Raw genomic sequence first — 18,790 nt, 5'->3', positions numbered from 1 at the left:
ACACGCCTGGAGACACTGCGCGCCGACGAGTCACGCCTTCGCATCGTTTTCGCGTCGTATGGTGGATGACATGTCCGACAGAGATCCCGGCATCACGACCGGCGCCGTGGCACGGCGCCTGGGCGTCTCCCCCACCACGGTCCGCTCCTGGGACCAGCGGTACGGCATCGGCCCTGCCGTGCGCGCGGACGGACGACACAGGCGGTGGAGCCCCGTGGACGTCGCGATGCTCGAGGAGATGTGCCGTCTCACGGCGTCGGGCGTCCCGCCCGCCGAGGCTGCACGGACGGCCCGGCAGGTCCGGCTCGCTTCCGGGACGGCCGTTCCCGACGCGACCGCCGACGCCCCTCAGGCCGGACCCGAGGCGGCGGGCCCGGCCGCGCCCCCGGAGGACGTGCCTCCGGGAAGGACCGGCCGCGCCGGGCCCGGCAGCGGTCTGCCCCTGGGCGACGTACGGCAGGAGTGCCGCGGGCTCGCCCGTGCCGCCGTACGCCTCGATGGTCCGGCCATGGAGCGGCTGCTCCAGGATGCGCTGGCGGAGCACGGGCTGGTCACCGCCTGGGAGGAGATCCTGGTTCCCACGCTGCACGCCGTGGGCCGGAAGTGGGAATCGTCCGGCGACCGCTACGTCGAGGTGGAGCACCTGCTCTCCTGGCACATCTCCACCGCGCTGCGGCGGGCCGCCGTCACCGGACCGGCGGTCGCCTCCCCTGCCGCTCCGATCGTGCTGGCCTGTGTCCCCGCGGAGCAGCACACCCTGTCTCTGGAGGCACTCACGGCCGGACTCGCCGAAAGGGGGCTGCCCACGAGGATGTTCGGCGCGGCCGTACCCGCGGAGGCCCTCGACGCGGCGGTACGACGGTCCGGGCCGGCCGCCGTCGCCCTCTGGTCCCAGGCGAGATCCACCGCGGACCACGCACTGGCCCGGCACGTCGCGGCGACGGCCTTCGGGGTCCGGGGAGCACGCACCGCGCCCCTCGTCCTTCTCGCGGGCCCCGGCTGGCTCGGCCGGACGCCCGCTCCCGGCACGGTGCGTCCTGCCGGGCTGCGCGAGGCGATCGGCGTGGTCTCACGGCTGTACGGAGAGCCGGCCGGGAGTGCCGAAGGCTGACACGGCTTCCGGGGGCGCTCTGTCTCGTACCCGAGCCTGACGCGCGGTCGCGGCAGCTCACGGAGGCGATCGCCGGCCGGCGGGCCTCGTTGTTCGGGCACCGCGTGATGTATCTGGTCCAGTTCCGATCCGCAGCTCGAATTCGCACCGGTCGGCGCCATGCCCGTCATGTGGAACGGTGCGGGAGGGATGCGCCTTGTCGCCCCGCAGTGGCACCGTTCCAGCAGGAAGACCCGCGCGGTCGGCTCCTCAATTCGCTTGCGAACGCCCAGGTCAGCCGGGGCAGGATGTCCCAATGAACATGGAAAGCAGCGTGGCCGAGGTCATCAGGCGAGAGTTGCAGTTGCTGAGCCCGGCCGGACGGTCATCCGGGGCGTTGGCGGATCGACTCCTCGATCCGGAGTTCGTGGAAGTGGGTGCCTCAGGGCGTAGGTGGGACCGCCGGTCGATGCTCTCGGCGCTTCCGGTGATGCAGGGCGCTGCCGATGACGGCCCGCAGTACGTGCCCAGCGAGATGACGGGCACTGTGCTGGCGCCGGGGATCGTGCATCTGACGTTCGAGACCATGATCGATGGCAGGCGGGCCCGGAGGAGCTCCATCTGGCGGAAGCCGGATGAAGAATCCGGGTGGCGGATGTACTACCACCAGGCCACACCCGTGCCGGATGCATGAGGCCGTGAGCCCGTTCCCCGTCCGTCGGTCGGCGGAGAGCCCGGGGGACGGAACCGCTCGTGCGCGCCTGACGGGCCACGTACCCGGGACGGCGGGTCGTGTGGACCGCCAGGAGCCGCTTGCCGCTGCTCCGGACGAGCAGGGCGGGCGTTTCGGGGGCGTACGACCAGACGGCGGAGACGGGGACGGTTCCGCTCGTCGAGGGCGATGAAGCCGGTGTCCCGCGCGGAGCGCCCCTCCCCCGGCAGCGGGCGGCTCGTGGGTGTGCGCGCGGTCGCGTCGAGCCGGTCGTCCGTCTCGTACCGCACAGCCTCGTGGGCGCGGGACAGGACGTGGGTGGCGGGGAGACCCGCCACCCCTCCCCCGCCGCTGCGGCGGGTCGTCCGTCGGGCCGGTCAGCCGCCGGAGTGCGCGGTCAGCCGCCGACCGCGGCGAGCTCGAGGCTGTGGCGCATGCGCTGGAGCCCACGCCGTGCGTGGCTCTTGACCGTGCCCAGGGGCATGCCGGTGCGGTCGGCGATCTGCGTCTGGGTCAGGTCGGCGAAGTAGGCGAGTTCCAGCACGTCACGCTGGACGCGGGGCAGTCTGGCCAGTTCCTCGGTGACGACCATCCGGTCCAGGACCCGCTCGGGCTGCTCGTCCGTCCTGGCCTCGTGTTCCAGGGCGGCGCCGAGGGTCGCCGCGAGCTCGGTGCGGCGGGTACGGGCGGTCAGCGCGTCGGCGATCTTCCGGCGGGTGATGCCGGTGAGCCACGCCGGCAGGGTGCCGCGCTCGGGGCGGAAGCCGGCCCGGCCACGCCACGCGGCGACGAAGACCTGCTGGGTGACGTCCTCCGCCTCGCGTGGATCTCCCAGCGCCCGTGCCGCCAGGGTGTGGACCAGGTGCCCCCAGCGGCGGTACGCCGCGGCCAGGCAGTGCTCGTCGCCGCGGACCAGGCCACGGGCGATCCAGTCGTCACCGTCTTCGAGCGGCGTGTGGTCGGGGTGCTGCTCCGACGGGTCGACGAGGTCGCTGGTGATTCGGCGTGCGGTCATGACGCTTCCTCCTGCGGATGGTGGCGCGGGCGTCCACCGGGGCGTGCCGCGGCGAGAGCGGCGGCGTCGGGACCTCGTCGGCCCCGTACGCCCCCACGTTCCGGCCGGCACACCCTTCCGCACAAGTCGCATCGTTTCCGCATCGAAACCGATGCCGCGCACCGTTCCGGGGCGAGGGAACCGGGTCAGGCCGTGCCCCGGGCCTGCCGGAAGCGCATCAGGGCCTCGGAGAGCTCGACCACCGGGTCCGGGTAGTCGAAGGACGCCCGGTCGGGTCCGGTGAGCCGCCAGGGCTCGTGGACGGCCGGCCCGTCGAGGGCGGCGAGCTCCGGGACCCAGCGGCGGACGTAGCTGCCGTCGGGGTCGTACCGCCTGGCCTGCCGCACCGGGTTGAGGACGCGCTGCGGCCTGCTGTCCGTGCCTGTGCCCGCCACCCACTGCCAGTTGAGCTGGTTGTTCGCGACATCACCGTCCACCAGCAGGGCGAGGAAGTGCCGCGCCCCCTCCCTCCAGTCGATGTAGAGCGTCTTCACCAGGAAGGAAGCGGTGATCAACCGGCCGCGGTTGTGCATCCATCCCTCGTGGGCGAGCTGCCGCATGGCGGCGTCGACGACGGGGTAGCCGGTCCGTCCCTCCCGCCAGGCGGCGAGGTCTTCTTCGGCGTCGGCGCCCCGCCGCCAACGGTCCTGGCGCGGACGGTAGTCCACGCCTGCCGCTTCGGGCCGCGCGGCCAGGACCTGATGGTGGAAGTCGCGCCAGCACACCTGCCGCACGAAGGCGTCGGCACCCGCGCCGCCCCGCCTGCGCGCCCTGTGCACCGCCTCGGTCGCGGAGACGGCACCGAAGTGGAGATAGGGCGAGAGGCGGGACGTGGCATCACCCGCCAGGTCGTCGTGGCGGTCCTCGTACGCGTCGGCCTGATCCGCCAGCCACGAACCGAGCAGCTTGCGCCCCTCGCTCTCCCCTCCCACGGCGAGGGCCGGCGACACGTCGGCGACCGCGGAACGCCGCGGGATGCGCTCGGACCGCACTTCCGAGGGGACGCGCAGCGCTCCGGGGGCGGGCAGCGGTGTCCGGAGCGGCTCTGCGGTCCAGCGCCTGTAGAAGGGCGTGAACACGGCGAAGTGGTCCCTCCCCTGGGGAAGGAGGTCACCGGGTGGCACGACGGTGACCACGCCGTCGTGCACGTACAGCCGACAGCCGTCGTCCTCCAGTGCCTTGCGCAGTCGTGCCTCCCTCGCCCTGGCGAACGCCGTCACGCCGGCGGCCATGTGCACCTCGTCGGCGTCCGTCCGGCGCACCAGGGCCTGCACCTCGGCCACCGTGTCGCCCTGCCGCACCACGAGTCGACCGCCGCGGTCCCGCAGTCCCCGGTCCAGGTCCGCGAGGCAGTCGGCGAGGAAGGCCAGCCGGTTGGGGGCCGCGAACCCCGCGCGGTCCACGGCCGGGTCACGGACGAACACCGGAACCACTTCCTGTGCCCCTTCGACCGCGGCCCTCAGGGGCGGATGGTCGTGGACCCTGAGGTCAGAGGTGTACAGAACGACGGAGACGGTCATCGCGCCCTCCCTGTTCGGCCGCCGGTCGCGAGCGCGGCGCGCCGGCGTACTGGCTTCGCACTCCTGTATCCGCGATTCCCCCGGCCCTCGTGCGGCGGATGCACGCGACGCGGCCGCCCGGCCGACCCGGAGAACGCCGGGGCCCGCGCCCTTCGGGCTGTCGACGACGAGGACCGGGAGCGGGCCGACGCCTGCTCCACCCGGATCCGCGGCGCCCTCACCGTGGCGTCTTCCGACGGCGGCCCGGTCGCCGAGTTCATGCCGCACGTCCACGACGACGGCACCGCCGGCCGGCGCCGGCACGACGAGCCCTTCGACGCGGTGAACCCGTGACACGCCGGCTTCGCCGCTTCCGGGACGAGGAAGCCGTCCGGTTGCCTCAGAACATGGTGTTGTCGTTCTTGGAGGTGGGCGGGACGGTCTGGAGGACGTCCCAGTGTTCGACGATCTTGCCATCGGCGTCGAAGCGGAAGATGTCGATGCCGGCGTACTCCTCGTCGGGCCAGATCTGGTGGCAGTGCAGGATGACGTGGTCGCCTTCGGCGAAGGCGCGCTTGTACTCGACGCGTTTGCCGGGGTACTCGGCGGCCATGCGCTCGAAGTAGTCGATGAACGCCTGCTTGCCGTCGCCGACGTGCGGGTTGTGCTGGATGTAGGTGTCGCCGACGTACTGGTCGACGGCCTCGGCGGGTCGGCACTGGTTGAACATCAGGTCGTAGAACGCTTTGGCCGCGGCCTTGTTCTTCTCCGGGTCGCTCATGGGGCCACCGTAGGTCCGCCGACCGGGTGCGGCACGGTGGGCGCGTCGAGCAGGTGGCGGACGTCGAGCAGGTGAGGGACGTCGACCGGGATGCCGGGCTCAGGACTGCCGGGCTACCGGGCTACCGGGCTACCGGGACGTCGGTGAGAGCCGCGGTGGGTTCCTTACGGAACGAACGGCCCGCCCTCGCGTGCGAGGGCGGGCCTTGCCGCGTCCCGCGCGCGAGCACGGGACGCGTGGGTCTTGCTCAGTGGTGCCCGTCGCCGGGCGCGGCCACAGGTCAGCGGGCGCCGAGGAAGTCGAACTCGTCGCCCACTTCCCAGCCCTCGTCCGAGCACGAGGCGGTGAAGATCGTTCCGTACACGGACGGGACACCGGCCGCCGCACAGTGCGAGGTGAAGCCCTCGCCACCCTCGGCGAACCTTCCCAATCCGACCCCGTCGTGGGCGAGCGCGGCACCGGCACCGCCCAGCAGGATCCCCACGGCCAGGACAGACGCGGCCAGAGAACGCATAGCTACTCCTCAAGATGTCCGAATGACGTGGCAGAGAGTGCCCGTCGGGCGGTCAAACGCCCCAGGGAACGACGGGATACGGCGTCTCACTCCAATGCCGGACAACGGATCATGGGGTCGTGGCAGCGCAGAAACGATGCTCTTCAGTGGCCCCTTGAGGAGATTCCTCGCCTCCGTGGGTCGGCGTCCGTCACCCGTGTGCCACTGCGCCGTGCCTGCCGCGTGCCGGTGCGCGGGAGGGTGATCAGTTCGCGTTCACGAGGTCGTGCGCGGGGACGGTCACGGTGCGCCGGCCGGGCGTGCCGCCGAGGACGACCTTCCGCAGGGCACTGTTGTTGTCGAGGTTGGTTTCCTTCAGCCGCTTGGCCGGGTTGGCCAGCACCTGGATGTAGTAGGTGCCGTTGGGCACGTCCGTGATGTCGAACGACTGTCCCGGCAGGTCCTGGGTGTAGGTGTCGCCCGAGCCGACGTCCAGCACCTCCCGGACGGAGATCGAGTTCTCCTGACCGCAGGCGGTGGCCAGGTCGGTGTTGAACGGGTGCCAGTTGGCGTTCTTCACCGTGTAGTCGACGGCGTCGGTGTTGGCGAGGCAGAAGGCCTCCTTGCCGCTGCGCACCGCTTCCTTCTTGTCGGCCTTCAGCAGCCGGTAGCTGGCGAAGTCCGTGAAGTGCCAGTGCACGTGGCCGGGGCGCGGGTCCCATTCCATGGTGCCGGTCGGGGTGTAGCCGACCTGCTTGCCGTTGGCGTCGTAGAAGTACTGGTAGGCGTCCATCTTGGCCTTGCCGGGCGAGCGGAAGCCGTCCACCACGAGCTGGGCCGGACCGGCGTTCCACACGTTGGCGCTGAAGGCCAGGTAGTCCTTGCCGGGGATGTTCCGGTCGCCGTCGCTGATGGTGATGCCGTAGGCCGGCAGCGACCGCAGGTCGGGCTTGGGGACGTTGGGGACGGAGGGATTCCCGGCGGGCCGCTTGGACTGCGGCGTGAGGGCGGGTGCCTGTCGGGAGCCGTCGGTCCGCCCCGCCGAGTCGTCGGCCTGCAGGTCGGCCCGCATCGCCTGCTGCTTCTTGACCGCCCACGGCAGGGCCGGCGGTGCGGCCTTCAGCGGGCCGTGGCCCACGTTGTACGAGGGGCCCGCGCCGCTGGTCTCCGGTGCGCCGGCCTGGGCGGGGGTCGGAGCGTGCCCGGCGTGACCGGCCGGGGCGTGGTGGGCGGCGCCGTGCCCGGCGTGCTCCCCGGCGGTGGCCGCTCGGGCGGCAGCGGCACCGTTCTCGTCCCAGCTGCGCTCCTCGACGGTGACCTTCACCGTCGCGGGCCTGTCGGCGATCTGGAAGAGGTCCCGGTACTTCTTGGCGACCCGGACCTTGGCCGTGTACGTGCCGGCGGCGAGCTTCACCGGCTGGGTGTAGGCACCGCTGTAGGTGTTGGCGGCCCACCCCTTCTCGACGCCCCACACGGAACCGAGGGTGAAGGGGTTGGTGGGACAGCTCTCCGGATACTTCGAGGTGGAGGGCGCGTCGGGTCGGACCCGTCCGCTGGCGTTGTTCGGGCAGAAGCTCTCCGTCCGGCTGACGACCTTCTTGCCGTCCTTGTCGGTGACGGTGACCTCCATGAAGCCGGGCAGCCCGGAGAAGTCCTTCACCGTGCCCTGGGGCAGCGTCTTCGCCTTGGCCTTGCCGCCCTCGTACACGGTCTGGGTGATGGTCACCGGGTCCTTGTAGGACTTCCGGGTCACCTTGAGCTCGAGCGGAGTTCCCTCCGCCGTCAGGTACGTACCCAGGTCCAGGTAGACGCCCGGTTCCTCCTTCCAGGAGGTGAGCGTGATCGAGCCGGTCGCCGCGATGAGGCTCAGCCTGGGGCTCGTCACGGCGTTCGCCTGCTCCGGCGTGGCGGCCATGAAGCCGGCCGTCACGGCCATGGCGGCGACAACCGTGGTGCCGGCCAGCAGCGGACGCCGCAGCCGGGTGGTACGCGTGGTGGTCATCGTTCTCTCGTCCTCCGGGTGCTGTGAGAAGGAGGCGGACAGCGGGCCGCCCGCCCGACGGGACGGACGCCCGACCGGTGCGGTGGAAGGCACTCGCTGCGCCCGTGCGGTGAGAGGGGAAGAGGCCGTACCTGGTTGTCCGGAGAGCTGAAATCATCCCGATGTTGGCCGAATGACGCTGTTGCGCTGGACAACGGACCGGGCCGAACGGTCCGCCGACACCACGCCGCGGAAGGGCTGTTGACCAGTCAGGGAAGACCGGACCGCCGGTGGACACCGGATCCGATCGGACTCTCGGGGCCAGGTCCGCCCGATCCGAAAATCGCCGGCGGCCGGACGGTGTTCCGCCAGGACGTCGCCCGAGGAGCCGAGTCCTGCCCGGGGGAGGGGAGTTGCCCCGAGCACCACGCCCTGGAGGACTCGCGCGGACTTCTCCGCCCCCGGTGACCGGAACGGCTCGCCGAGCCCGGCGATGCCCAAGTCGCCGACCGCGTACCGGTCCGTGGTCCCGGGCATGCGATAGGGGCCGTGGGCCTCGCCGACGAGGCCCACCAGGCCGTTCGTGCCCTCGCGGTGGTACTCGCGCACGCCGCCGAGCGACATCGTCGGGGGGACACCGCCCGGAACGTGCCCGTGTGACAGGCGGACGGCGTCCGGGAGACCGGCCGCACCCGGATTTCCGAAGCGCATCGTGCGGGAGCACACCGGTCGTCGACACCCGGTACCGGTACCGGGTGTCGACGACCGGTGTGCTCCCGCACGAAGTGTGTTTGCCCGGCGGGCCGGCGGTGAGGCGAGAAGGACGACCACGTTCCATTCGTCGACTGGGGAGCCATGGAAAGCATCGTTCGACTGGCGCTCGTCCTCAGCGGCTCGGCGCTGGTGGCGCTGGCCGCCGGCCGGACCGCGGACCTTCTCGCGCGGTACGCGGACTCACGCCGCCCCGACACCCCCCTCTGGGGCCTGCTGAGGCGCTGCCGTACGCCGCTGCACGTCGTCCTGCTGTGCGCCGCCTTCCGCTGGTCGTACCGTGCGACGGACTGGCCGCCGCTCCTGAGCCGCGCCGGGGAACTGGACCACATACTCCTGCTGTGCCTGATCGGCGGCGGCGCCTGGCTGACGGTCCGCTTCGTCTCGGCCGTCGTCGAGTCCTCGTACGCGCGGTACGCGGCGCGTACGCGTGACGCGGCACGGCTGCGCCGCGTCCGCACGCAGGTCACCCTGCTCACCCGGGTGGTGGCGGTGGTCATCGGCGTGGTCGCCGCCGCCTTCGCCCTCGTGACGTTCCCCTCGTTCCGGGGCCTCGGCACGTCGCTGCTCGCGTCGGCCGGGATCATCGGCATCGTGGCCGGCGTGGCGGCGCAGTCGACGCTCGGGAACCTCTTCGCGGGTTTCCAGATCGCCTTCGGCGACATGGTCCGCATAGGCGACACGGTGGTGGTCGACGGGGAATGGGGCACCGTGGAGGAGGTGACCCTCACCTTCCTCACCGTCCGGACCTGGGACGAACGCCGGGTCACCCTGCCCGTCTCGTACTTCACCTCCCGTCCCTTCGAGAACTGGTCGCGCGGCGGCAACGAGCTGACCGGGACGGTCTTCGTCCACTGCGACCACTCCGTACCCGTCGAGCTGATGCGCATCCACCTGCGCCGGTTCCTCGACACCTGTCCGGGCTGGGACGGCCGGGGGTGGGACCTCGCCGTCACCGACACCTCGCCGACCGGCATCACCGTGCGCGCCCTGGTGACCGCCAAGGACGCCGACGACCTGTGGGCGACCCGCTGCGCCGTACGGGAGGAGCTCGTCGGCTGGCTCACCCGGGAGCACCCCGGGGCGCTCCCCCGCATCGTCACGGCCCAGGCGGCCGACGCACGGCCCTGATGGTCGTACGTACCGGTGGTGGCCGACCCGCACGCCCGGGACGCCCCGCGCGAGCAGCGCGTCGGCACCACACCGCGTACTGCACCGACGGAGCCGGTCCCGCGGCGCCGCGTGCGCCCCATGAGGCCGGCGTTCCGTTCCGGGCGGGTCAGTCGAGGCGGATGGCGAGCATGCAGGCGTCGTCCTCGTGGCCGGACTGGTCGGGGTCGGCGAGGATGGCGTCGATCAGGTCCCGGGGTGCCGCGTCCGGCGTGCGGGCGACGAGGTCGGCGAGGCGGTCGATGCCCTTGGTGACGTCCTCTCCCCTGCGTTCGACCATGCCGTCGGTGTAGAGGAGCAGGAGGTCACCGGGGCGCAGGGAAGTGGTGGTGGTCTCGTACGCGTAGCCGGGCAGGGCTCCGAGCAGGGGGCCGCGTTTGCCCGTGTGGAGGGGGCGGGCGCGTCCGTCGCGGAGGAGGAGGGGCGCGGGGTGGCCGGCGTCGGCCCAGTGGAGGTTGCGGGCGTCGTCGATGTGACCGGTGACGACGGTGGCGGTCTGTTCCGTGGGGTCGCTGCAGACCAGTTCGTTGAGCCAGGTCGTGATCTCGCCGGCGGACGCCCCGGTCTGGGCGAGGCCGGCCAGGGCGTGGCGCTGCTGGGACATGCGGGCCACCGCGTCCAGGCCGTGGCCGGCGGCGTCACCGATGGCGACCAGGACCCGGCCGTCCGGCAGGAGGCGGCACTTGTACCAGTCGCCTCCGACGGCCGCGTCCGGTTCGGCCGGCCCGTACGAGGCCGCCACGGTCAGACCGACCGCCGCCAGGGCCTCGGAGTGGGTCGGCAGCAGTGCCTCGCGCAGGGCGTCGGCCACTCTTCGTTCCGCCCGTGCCTGGCGCCGGAGCCGGTCGGACTCGCGCTCCGTCTCGGCGAGCCTGCGGCGGCTGCGGATCTGCGGGGTGAGGTCGCGGGCCACGAGGTTCACCGCCCACGGCCGCCCGTCGGTGCCGACGACCGGCCTGCCCATCAGGTCGAGCGTCCTCACCTCTCCGAGTACCAGGAAGCGGATCCGGGTCCAGGCGGGTTCCTCCCCGGCCAGGACGGAGGTGAGGAACTCGGCGAACGCGGTGAGGTCGTCGGGGAGCAGCGTGTCGCAGAGCTGTTCCAGCGACCAGGGCATCCGGATGTCGGCGTGGAAGATCCGGCTCAGCCCCTCCGACCAGGTCACCTTCCCCGACAACAGGTCCCAGCTGCCCCAGCCGAGAGAGGCGAGGTACTGGGCGTCGATCGTCAGGAGTTCGGTCTGGCTCTGCACGGGCCGCCAGGTCGCGAGGACCTGTTCGCCGCAGAGCGCCGCCGAGTAGAGGAGCGGGGCGCGGTGGAGCCTGCCCAGGCGCTGCTCCGTGTAGTCGACGACCCGGCCTTCCAGCGGGCCGCCGCCTGCGACGACGTCGGTGAGCGCCGCGAGGAGGCCGCTCGCGGCCGCTCCGGGCCGGGCTTCCAGGAACCGCTGTCCGACCTGCCGGTCGGGGGCCTCCAGCCATTCGGCGGAGCGGATCCGGTTGCCCGCGACGATGCGGAAGTCCCGTACCGTCCCGGTCTCGTCGTGGACCGGTTCGAGGAGGACGGCGGAGGCGGGGATCGCGCCGAGGACGGCGCAGGTGCCGGTGGCGCCGCGGTCGTGGGTGCTGCAGAGGCAGCCCGCCCCGGTGTCGTTGTGCGCGGGCAGGGTGGGCGTGGGGGCGAGCAGCTGGACGGAGGCGGTCACCTCGTCCCCCGGCGCGGCGGCCGGCCGGTCCGCGGTGCGACGGACCGCGGTGCGAAGGGCGGAGACCTCGCTTCCGATGAGGGCCTTGAGCTCTTCGACGGTGTCGGGCAGCGGAAAACCCATGATCGCCTCCCGGGGCCGGTGGCACGCCGCCGGGCCGGCGGTCCCGGCCCGGCCGACCACCGACTCGCTCTCCCGCGCCCCTGCCCGCTCGTCCCGGGAGCATGCACGGCACCGGAGCGGGGGCCGGCAGCGGGCGGCGAAGCCCCCGGGCAGTGGACGGACGCCGACGTGGCCCAGGAACATCAGCCGGACCCGGTCCTTCGCCGCGGAATTGTGGGATGGGGGCCGGAAACGACGAGGCCGACCGAGAAGAGGAGGGCACGATGTCCCAGGAAGAACGTGACGCCAGGCTGGGCCTCACAGGCCTGACCGGAGCGGAACGAGAAGCTCGGATACGCCTGCTGACGGAGGAGATCGAACGAAAGGTGGCGGCGGCGAAGTCCGCACTGCAGGGGAAGAGGGCAGGGCGGGCAGACCTCCGGCCACCGGAGGAAGGTACGCCTGCCTTCAGCGCCCCGGAAAACGGCTGAGACACACCGCCCCGGCCGCATCGTGGTCCCGGGCGGCTCCGCGTACCGCCCGAACCTCTTTCTGAAACGATCAGTAAGCCAACTGGACCTTGTCCGCCTGCATCCCCTTCTGGCCCTGGACGGCTTCGAAGGTGACCGCCTGACCCTCCTTCAGGGACTTGAAGCCGTTCCCCTCGATCGCGCGGAAGTGCACGAACAGGTCGGGCCCGGACTCCGGCGTGATGAAGCCGTACCCCTTCTCGTCGTTGAACCACTTCACAGTGCCGTTCTGGCGCTCGGCCACGTCATTCCCCAGTCCAGTCAGGAGCCGTCGGTCTTCGTCTTCGGCTAACGCCGAACGATCATTACATACAGTACCCGCGCGACCACGGAACACGACGATCCCGAAAACAGGGACGCGAGCGGCGCGACGCCGCCCCGACCGAGGACGGGCGCACTCCCCGGGCGCCACTCCGCGCCCCGCCCGGTGATCGGCCGGCCATGTCCTGCACGCCTGCGGCCGTTTCCTCGGCGAGCAGCAGGCACAACGGAGAGGCCCTGAGAGGTGAACTGTTAAGCTGTGGTGGACGTAGACCGTGTATCGAGGAGTCGCAGACGTGGTGGGTGAAGACGACATCTCCGGGTGAGATCCGGATCTGACGGCCACCGGCCGGTGCGCAGATGCACCGCTGAGGTGGTCCGTTTCGTCGTACCCCTTTCCCCCGTCTGCCCAGGGCAGAGGACCAAGCTCTGCCCTCAGCACCTCCGAGGTCCCTTCATGTCCGACGCCGCCATCGTCTGCTCGAACCTCTCCTTCGCCTGGCCCGACGACACCCCCGTCTTCGACGACCTGTCCTTCAGCGTGCCCCCTGGCCGTACGGGGCTGGTCGCTCCCAACGGCTCCGGCAAGTCCACCCTGCTCAAGTTGATCGCCGGCGAACTCAGGCCGGCCACCGGGACGGTGTCCGTCGACGGCACCCTCGGCCACCTCCCGCAGAGCCTGCCCCTGACCGGGAATCTCACGGTCGCCGAGGTGCTCGGCATCGCCGAGGTGATCCGGGCCCTGGACGCCGTCGAGTCCGGCGACGTGGCCGAGGAGCACTTCACCACCATCGGCGACGACTGGGACATCGAGGAGCGCACCCGCGCCCAGCTCGACCGCCTGGGCCTGGCCGACCTCACCCTGGACCGCAGCCTGAGCACGCTCAGCGGCGGTCAGGTGGTCTCCCTCGGCCTCGCCGCCCAGCTGCTCAAGCGCCCGGACGTGCTGCTGCTCGACGAGCCCACCAACAACCTCGACCTGGAGGCCCGGCACAAGCTCTACGACGTGCTGTCGGACTTCAACGGTTGTCTGCTCCTGGTCAGCCACGACCGCGCGCTGCTCGACCGCATGGAACGCATCGCCGAACTCGACAGTGGCGAACTGCGCCTGTACGGCGGCGACTTCACCGAGTACGAGGAGGCCGTCCGCGCCGAGCAGGAGGTCGCCGAGAAGAACGTGCGCAATGCCGAGCAGGAACTCAAGCGGGAGAAGCGGGAGATGCAGCAGGCCCGTGAGCGCGCGGACCGCCGGGCGAGCAACGCGGCCAAGAACCTCAAGAGCGCCGGCCTGCCGCGCATCTTCGCCGGCAACATGAAGCGGGGCGCGCAGGAGTCCGCGGGCCGGGCCGGACAGATGCACGCCTCCCGGATCAGCGAGGCCAAGGCGCGCCTGGACGAGGCCGGGCGCGCGCTGCGCGAGGAACAGCGCCTCACCCTGGAGCTTCCCGACACCCGGGTGCCCGCCGGCCGCAACCTGTTCCTCGGCGAAGGCATGCAGGTACGTCTGGGCGAGGAGGACGTGTTCGCCCCGGGCGGCGTCGACCTGACCGTGCGGGGTCCGGAACGCATCGCGCTGACCGGTCCCAACGGCGCCGGGAAGACCACCCTGATGCGTCTGATCACGGGCGACCTCACCCCGGACAGCGGTGAGATCAAGCGCAACGACGGCCGGATCGCCTATCTGTCGCAGCGCCTGGACCTGCTGGACCTCGACCTCACGGTGGCGGAGAACTTCGCCGGGTTCGCCCCCGCCCGGCCGGAGGCGGAGCGGATGAACCTGCTCGCCCGTTTCCTCTTCCGGGGCCCCCGGGCCCACCTGCCGGTCGGGGTCCTCTCAGGCGGCGAACGGCTGCGCGCCACTCTGGCCTGCGTGCTGTGCGCCGAACCGGCACCGCACCTGCTGTTGCTCGACGAGCCCACCAACAACCTCGACCTGGTCAGCGCGGGCCAGTTGGAGAGTGCGCTCAACTCCTATCAGGGAGCGTTCCTGGTGGTCAGTCACGACGAGCGGTTCCTCACCGAGATCGGAGTGAACCGCTGGCTGCGGCTGGCCGGCGGAGCGCTCAAGGAGACCGGCGCGCCCGAGGTGTGATCCGCCGGCGCGTGACACGGCCCGCGTCCGAGACCGTACGCCCCGCGGCGAACGGCCCGGTGCGCCACGGGGCGACCACAGCGCCTGTTCGGGAGAAGCGTCCCGCGACCGACTACAGCCCCAGATCCAGAGCGAGGCACGAGTAGAAGTTCCACGCGCCTTCGGGGTTGTGGTCGGCGGTCACCCCCGCGTTCGGTTCGGCCTGCTTCCCCTCGATCGTGCTCTCGAAAGGGATGCGCTCGGGAAGCTTGCCGAACCGCTCGTGCCGCGCCGTTGCCGCCGGGTCCACCGCGTTTTCCTTGTTCATGACCGGTCTCCACTTCGTCGTTCATGGATCACGTTCTGTTCACTGCCGAATCATCGTGCGATCGGCCACCAATATCCCCCCTCCCAAGTAACCAGTCAAGACGGTTACGAGGATGACGGAGGGTGCAGGTCGGCGGTCAGGTGCGTCCAACAGCACCCTCATGGCACCACCCCTTCACGCAGGTGTGTCGGCCTCGACGGCGGTCGGGCCGACAGCGGCGACCTCGGGTTCGGTGAAGACGACCTGGGGGACGGCCGTGGTGTCGGCCGTGGCCACATGGGCGCCCCAGCGCCCGGCGTCGAGGGGCGTGCCCCTGTGCGCGGGCGGTGATGACCGCTCCCGCGACACGGGCCTGGTACTTGCCCTGGTGGGTGAAGAGGGCGCGGTGGTTGACGTCGCCCACGGCGTACAGCCAGTCGCCCGTGACGGCGGTGACGGTCAGGCTGTCGTCCGTGGTGAGCCACGCGCCGGGAGCGAGGCCGACGGTGCCGAGACCGATGTCGTCGGTGCGCGGGGCGCGGCCGGGGGCGAACAGCAGCGCGTCGGCGAGGAGTTCGACCCCGTCGGACAGGACGGCCCGGATGTCGCTGCCGGGTCCGTCGCCCCGCTCGGCGTGCCGGACGCCGATGCCGAAGCGCAGGTCGACGCCCGCCTTGCGGAGCTCGTCGGCGACCGGTTCGCCGGCGAGGGCTCCATGCGGGGCAGGAGTCCGTCGCCTCGGGCGACCACCGCGACCTCACTGCCGAGGGACCGCCGGCCGGTCGCCACCTCGGTCGCGACCACGCCCACCCCGACGACGAGGAGCCGCCCGGGGGCCGATTCGGCGGCGGTGGCCTCCCGACTGGTCCAGGGCGCAGTTCGTCGAGTCCGGACAGGTCGTCGGGCAGGGCCGCGGCTGCCGGTGCAGACGGCCACCGCGTGCCGGGCCCGGAGCAGCACGGTGCGGCCGTCGGGTGTGCTCGCGTCGACCCTGCGGGGTCCGGCGAGCCGGCCGTGGCCGCGCAGCAGCTCGATGCCGGCCGAGTCCAGCCACTGGACCTGGTCTCCGTCGTCCCAGTGCGCGGACATGCGGTCGCGGTGCGCGAGCACGGCGGCCGTGTCGAGCGGACCGGCGACCGCGGGGTTCAGGCCCGGGACGCGGCTCGCCTCGGCGCGCAGCAGCCCGGGCCGCAGCAGTGCCTTGCTGGGCTCGCAGGCCCAGTAGGAACATTCCCCGCCGACGAGTTCGCTCTCCACGATCACGGTGCTCAGTCCGGCGGCGGCGGTACGGTCGGCGACGTTCTCGCCGACCGGTCGCGCGCCGATCACGACGACGTCGTAGGTGCGGATGTCCGTGGTCGCCACAGGGGGCTCCAGACGGGTGGGGGTACGGTCGGCCGAGCGGCCGGAGGCGTCCGGACGACAGCCTCCGGGGTGGGGCGCGTGGTCAGCGTCCGGGAGCGCGGACGGTGACCTCCTGGAGGAACCACTCGTTGCCGTCGGGGTCGGAGAAGGCGGCGAAGGTGCCGTAGCTCGGGCGCTTCGGGGCGAGGCCGGGCACGCGGTGGGTCCCGTCGGCGTGGTGGAAGGCACCGGTGGCGTCGTGGAAGGGACCGTCGACGTCGACTCCGCGGCCGGTCAGTTCCTCCACCGCCTGCTCGATGTCGGTCACGATCAGGTGCAGCCCCTGGGCCGAGCCGGCGGGGGCGGTGGTCAGCCCCTCACCGAAGATGACCGAGCAGCCGGAGCCGGGGGGCGTGACCTGGACGATGCGGTAGCCGTCGTGGATGGGGAAGTCGGCGTCGGCGCGGAATCCGAGCTTCTCGATGTAGAACTCCTTGGCCTTGTCGACGTCCGAGACGGGGATGACGACGACTTCGAGCTTCAGGTCCATGGCAGTGCTCTCCCTTCCGGAGGTGAGGGATCGTTCGGAGGCGAGGGATCAGAAGGTCAGCGGGTGGCGCGTGCGGCGGACTCGATGACGCGGGTGACGACGCCGGGGCGGGATACGGCGACGGAGTGGGAGGCGGTGACCTCGGTGATGCGGGCGCCGGCCCGTTCGGCCATGAAGCGCTGCGCGGCGGCCGGGATGTTGAGGTCCTGGGTGGTGACGACGGCCCAGCTGGGGATGGTCTTCCAGGCGGCCGCGGTGGCCTTCTCCTCAAGCGCGGCCTGGGCGATGGGGCGCTGGCCGGCGGCGGCGAGGGCGGCCTCGTCGCGCGGGACGTCCGCCGCGAACTGGTGGTGGAACTTGTCCTGCTGGATGTAGAGGTCGGTGCCCTTCGTGCCGTCGGGGTTGGTGACGGGGACGGGGTCCAGGGCGCCGGGGAGGGTGGAGCCGGGGTACTTGTTCGTCAGCTCCAGCGCGGTCTCGCCGGGGGCGGGGAGGAACGCCGCCACGTAGACCAGGGCCTTGACGTCGGTGCGGTCGGCGGCGGCCTCGCTGATCACGGAACCGCCGTACGAGTGACCGACGAGGATCTTCGGCCCCTTGACGTGGTCGAGCAGGCCGCGCAGGGCGGTGGCGTCGTCGTGGGGGCCGCGCAGCGGGTTGGCGGCGGCCACGACGGGGTAGCCGTCGGCGCGCAGTCGCGAGACGACGCCGTTCCAGCTGGAGGAGTCCGCGAACGCGCCGTGTTCCAGGACGACGGTGGGCTTGGGCCCCCGCTCGCCACCCCGAGCGGCGACGGCGGCGACATCGGTGGTGGCGCCGGCACCGGCGGCGCCGGCCAGGGCGAAGGCCCCGAACGCGACCGCCACGGCGGCGGCCCCGGCCATCGTCCGTCGCACCCCTGCGCCCTTGACGTTCATCACGAGGAACCCTTTCGACAGTGGATCGGTGGACGCCCGATGCGGCGTCACCTGTTTGCACGGTGATTAACCTGTCAGCCGATTCGTCACCCGTCAAGGCGGTGACGAAACTTGAGGTGTGCATACACACCGAAGGACGCGGAGGCGACTCGACGACGAACGCCCTGGATCCACCCGGGAGTCGAGGCCCAGAAGGTCGCATCGAGCGCAGGGCGGGCGGCATCCCGAGCGACCGCTCGACAGTGGGGCGCAAATCCGTCCCACCGGATGCGTAACCGCTTCGATAGGTGATACTTTTACGGCGGACCGAGTAACCAGTTAGTCAGGTGACTTGACCCCGATCCGACCGCTCCCCGCACCGGGCGGGAAGCGAACCACGGCGCACGGAAGGCCTCACATGATCAACAGGCGCACCTTCGGCAAGGCTCTGGGACTCGGCACGGGGGCGGCCGTCGCTTCGCTGGCCGGTCTCCAGGCCGTATCGAACGCCGCCGCCCCGAGCCCCGCCGGCAAAGCACCCGCCGTACCGGCGATCACTCCGGGCGCGCACACCTCCTTCCCCGTGGTCAAACAGGTCAAGGCCGGGCTGCTGAACGTCGGTTACGCCGAACTGGGCCCCGCCCACGGACCGGCGGTCATCTGCCTGCACGGCTGGCCCTACGACATCCACAGCTACGTCGACGTCGCTCCCCTGCTGGCGGACCGGGGCTACCGCGTGATCGTGCCCTACCTCCGCGGCCACGGCACGACGCGCTTCCTGTCCTCCCGGACGTTCCGCAACGCCCAACAGTCGGCGATCGCGCTGGACATCATCGCGCTCATGGACGCCCTCAGGATCCACAAGGCCGTGATCGCCGGCTTCGACTGGGGCTCGCGGACGGGCGGCATCCTCGCCGCCCTGTGGCCGGAGCGCGTCAAGGCCCTCGTCTCGGTCAGCGGCTACCTCGTCACCAACCGCGCCATGCAACTGGAGCCGATCTCGCCGGCCGCCGAGCACACCTGGTGGTACCAGTACTACTTCGCCACCGAACGCGGCAAGAGGGCCATGGAACGCGAAGACCTACGCCACGACCTGACCCGGCTCGTCTGGGACCTGGTCTCCCCGACCTGGAACTTCGACGACGCCACCTTCGAACGCACCGCGGCGGCCTTCCAGAACCCCGACTACGCCGCGATCGTCATCCACAACTACCGCTGGCGGCTTGGCCTCGCCGAGGGCGAACGCCGCTACGACCGCTACGAGGACCTGCTCGCGACGGGACCGACCATCGGAGTGCCCACCCTCACCATCGACCCCCTGCTGGACCCCTTCACCCCACCGCCCGGTGACGGCTCCTCCTACCGCGGCAAGTTCACCGGACCGTACGAGCACCGCACGCTCTCCATCGGGCACAACGTTCCGCAGGAGGCACCGACGGCGTTCGCGCAGGCCGTCGTCGACGTGGACCACTT

At 71.6% G+C, this 18,790-nt stretch carries 15 protein-coding genes and 1 pseudogene; 5 read left to right on the top strand and 11 right to left on the bottom strand.

The features are described 5' to 3' along the window. The first annotated feature begins 70 nt into the window (after positions 1 to 70). Both K7G60_RS20515 and K7G60_RS20510 read left to right on the top strand, forming a co-directional pair. Entirely contained in the window at positions 71 to 1,111 is a 1,041-nt protein-coding gene (locus K7G60_RS20515; RefSeq protein WP_225802412.1) for a MerR family transcriptional regulator, read from the top strand. 295 nt (positions 1,112 to 1,406) lie between these two features. Continuing rightward, entirely contained in the window at positions 1,407 to 1,784 is a 378-nt protein-coding gene (locus K7G60_RS20510; RefSeq protein WP_225802411.1) for a DUF4440 domain-containing protein, read from the top strand. Between the two features lie 415 nt (positions 1,785 to 2,199). On the opposite strand, the gene K7G60_RS20505 is transcribed toward K7G60_RS20510, so the two are convergent. From K7G60_RS20505 to K7G60_RS20485, 5 genes are all read right to left on the bottom strand, one after another. Next, positions 2,200 to 2,817 carry a sigma-70 family RNA polymerase sigma factor gene (locus K7G60_RS20505; RefSeq protein WP_225802410.1) on the bottom strand — a complete coding sequence of 206 codons (618 nt, stop codon included), beginning with the start codon at positions 2,815 to 2,817 and terminating at the stop codon, positions 2,200 to 2,202. Positions 2,818 to 3,002: 185 nt separating this feature from the next. Then, positions 3,003 to 4,376, bottom strand: coding sequence for a deoxyribodipyrimidine photo-lyase (locus tag K7G60_RS20500; protein ID WP_225802409.1), 1,374 nt, complete (start codon positions 4,374 to 4,376; stop codon positions 3,003 to 3,005). Between the two features lie 379 nt (positions 4,377 to 4,755). After that, positions 4,756 to 5,136 (bottom strand): nuclear transport factor 2 family protein, encoded by a 381-nt coding sequence (locus K7G60_RS20495; protein ID WP_225802408.1) that lies wholly within the window; start codon positions 5,134 to 5,136, stop codon positions 4,756 to 4,758. Positions 5,137 to 5,416: 280 nt separating this feature from the next. Then, complete coding sequence (locus K7G60_RS20490) at positions 5,417 to 5,650, bottom strand: hypothetical protein (protein WP_225802407.1); 234 nt, start codon at positions 5,648 to 5,650, stop codon at positions 5,417 to 5,419. Positions 5,651 to 5,894: 244 nt separating this feature from the next. After that, positions 5,895 to 7,631 carry a lysyl oxidase family protein gene (locus K7G60_RS20485; RefSeq protein ID WP_225802406.1) on the bottom strand — a complete coding sequence of 579 codons (1,737 nt, stop codon included), beginning with the start codon at positions 7,629 to 7,631 and terminating at the stop codon, positions 5,895 to 5,897. Positions 7,632 to 8,465: 834 nt separating this feature from the next. Between K7G60_RS20485 and K7G60_RS20480 the strand changes: the two genes are divergently transcribed. Continuing rightward, positions 8,466 to 9,512, top strand: a complete 1,047-nt coding sequence (locus tag K7G60_RS20480) for a mechanosensitive ion channel family protein (RefSeq protein ID WP_225802405.1) — start codon at positions 8,466 to 8,468, stop codon at positions 9,510 to 9,512. Between the two features lie 148 nt (positions 9,513 to 9,660). On the opposite strand, the gene K7G60_RS20475 is transcribed toward K7G60_RS20480, so the two are convergent. Continuing rightward, entirely contained in the window at positions 9,661 to 11,379 is a 1,719-nt protein-coding gene (locus tag K7G60_RS20475; protein ID WP_225802404.1) for a PP2C family protein-serine/threonine phosphatase, read from the bottom strand. Between the two features lie 540 nt (positions 11,380 to 11,919). Further along, the gene (locus K7G60_RS20470) at positions 11,920 to 12,132 is read right to left on the bottom strand and encodes a cold-shock protein (RefSeq protein WP_225802403.1); all 213 of its coding nucleotides are present in this window, start codon (positions 12,130 to 12,132) and stop codon (positions 11,920 to 11,922) included. 474 nt (positions 12,133 to 12,606) lie between these two features. Here K7G60_RS20470 and abc-f point away from each other — a divergent pair, with 474 nt between their 5' ends. Next, complete coding sequence (abc-f, locus tag K7G60_RS20465) at positions 12,607 to 14,241, top strand: ribosomal protection-like ABC-F family protein (protein ID WP_225802402.1); 1,635 nt, start codon at positions 12,607 to 12,609, stop codon at positions 14,239 to 14,241. Between the two features lie 112 nt (positions 14,242 to 14,353). On the opposite strand, the gene K7G60_RS20460 is transcribed toward abc-f, so the two are convergent. From K7G60_RS20460 to K7G60_RS20445, 4 genes and pseudogenes are all read right to left on the bottom strand, one after another. Beyond that, on the bottom strand, positions 14,354 to 14,548 hold the full coding sequence (locus K7G60_RS20460) for a hypothetical protein (protein WP_225802401.1): 195 nt from the start codon (positions 14,546 to 14,548) through the stop codon (positions 14,354 to 14,356). Between the two features lie 186 nt (positions 14,549 to 14,734). After that, a pseudogene (locus tag K7G60_RS20455) lies at positions 14,735 to 15,892 on the bottom strand (FAD-dependent oxidoreductase); the annotation flags it as partial. A gap of 82 nt (positions 15,893 to 15,974) precedes the next feature. Next, positions 15,975 to 16,421, bottom strand: a complete 447-nt coding sequence (locus tag K7G60_RS20450; RefSeq protein WP_225802400.1) for a VOC family protein — start codon at positions 16,419 to 16,421, stop codon at positions 15,975 to 15,977. 56 nt (positions 16,422 to 16,477) lie between these two features. Then, positions 16,478 to 17,338: an alpha/beta fold hydrolase gene (locus tag K7G60_RS20445; protein ID WP_263986125.1), complete on the bottom strand. Its 861-nt coding sequence runs from the start codon at positions 17,336 to 17,338 to the stop codon at positions 16,478 to 16,480. Positions 17,339 to 17,735: 397 nt separating this feature from the next. Here K7G60_RS20445 and K7G60_RS20440 point away from each other — a divergent pair. Further along, a partial coding sequence (locus K7G60_RS20440) for an alpha/beta fold hydrolase (protein ID WP_225802398.1) occupies positions 17,736 to 18,790 on the top strand: 1,055 nt, incomplete at its 3' end.

This window comes from Streptomyces sp. NK15101, from assembly GCF_020400725.1.
Lineage (GTDB): Bacteria > Actinomycetota > Actinomycetes > Streptomycetales > Streptomycetaceae > Streptomyces.
Note: the sequence above shows the minus strand (reverse complement) of the source record. Positions and strands in the feature narration are given on the sequence as shown.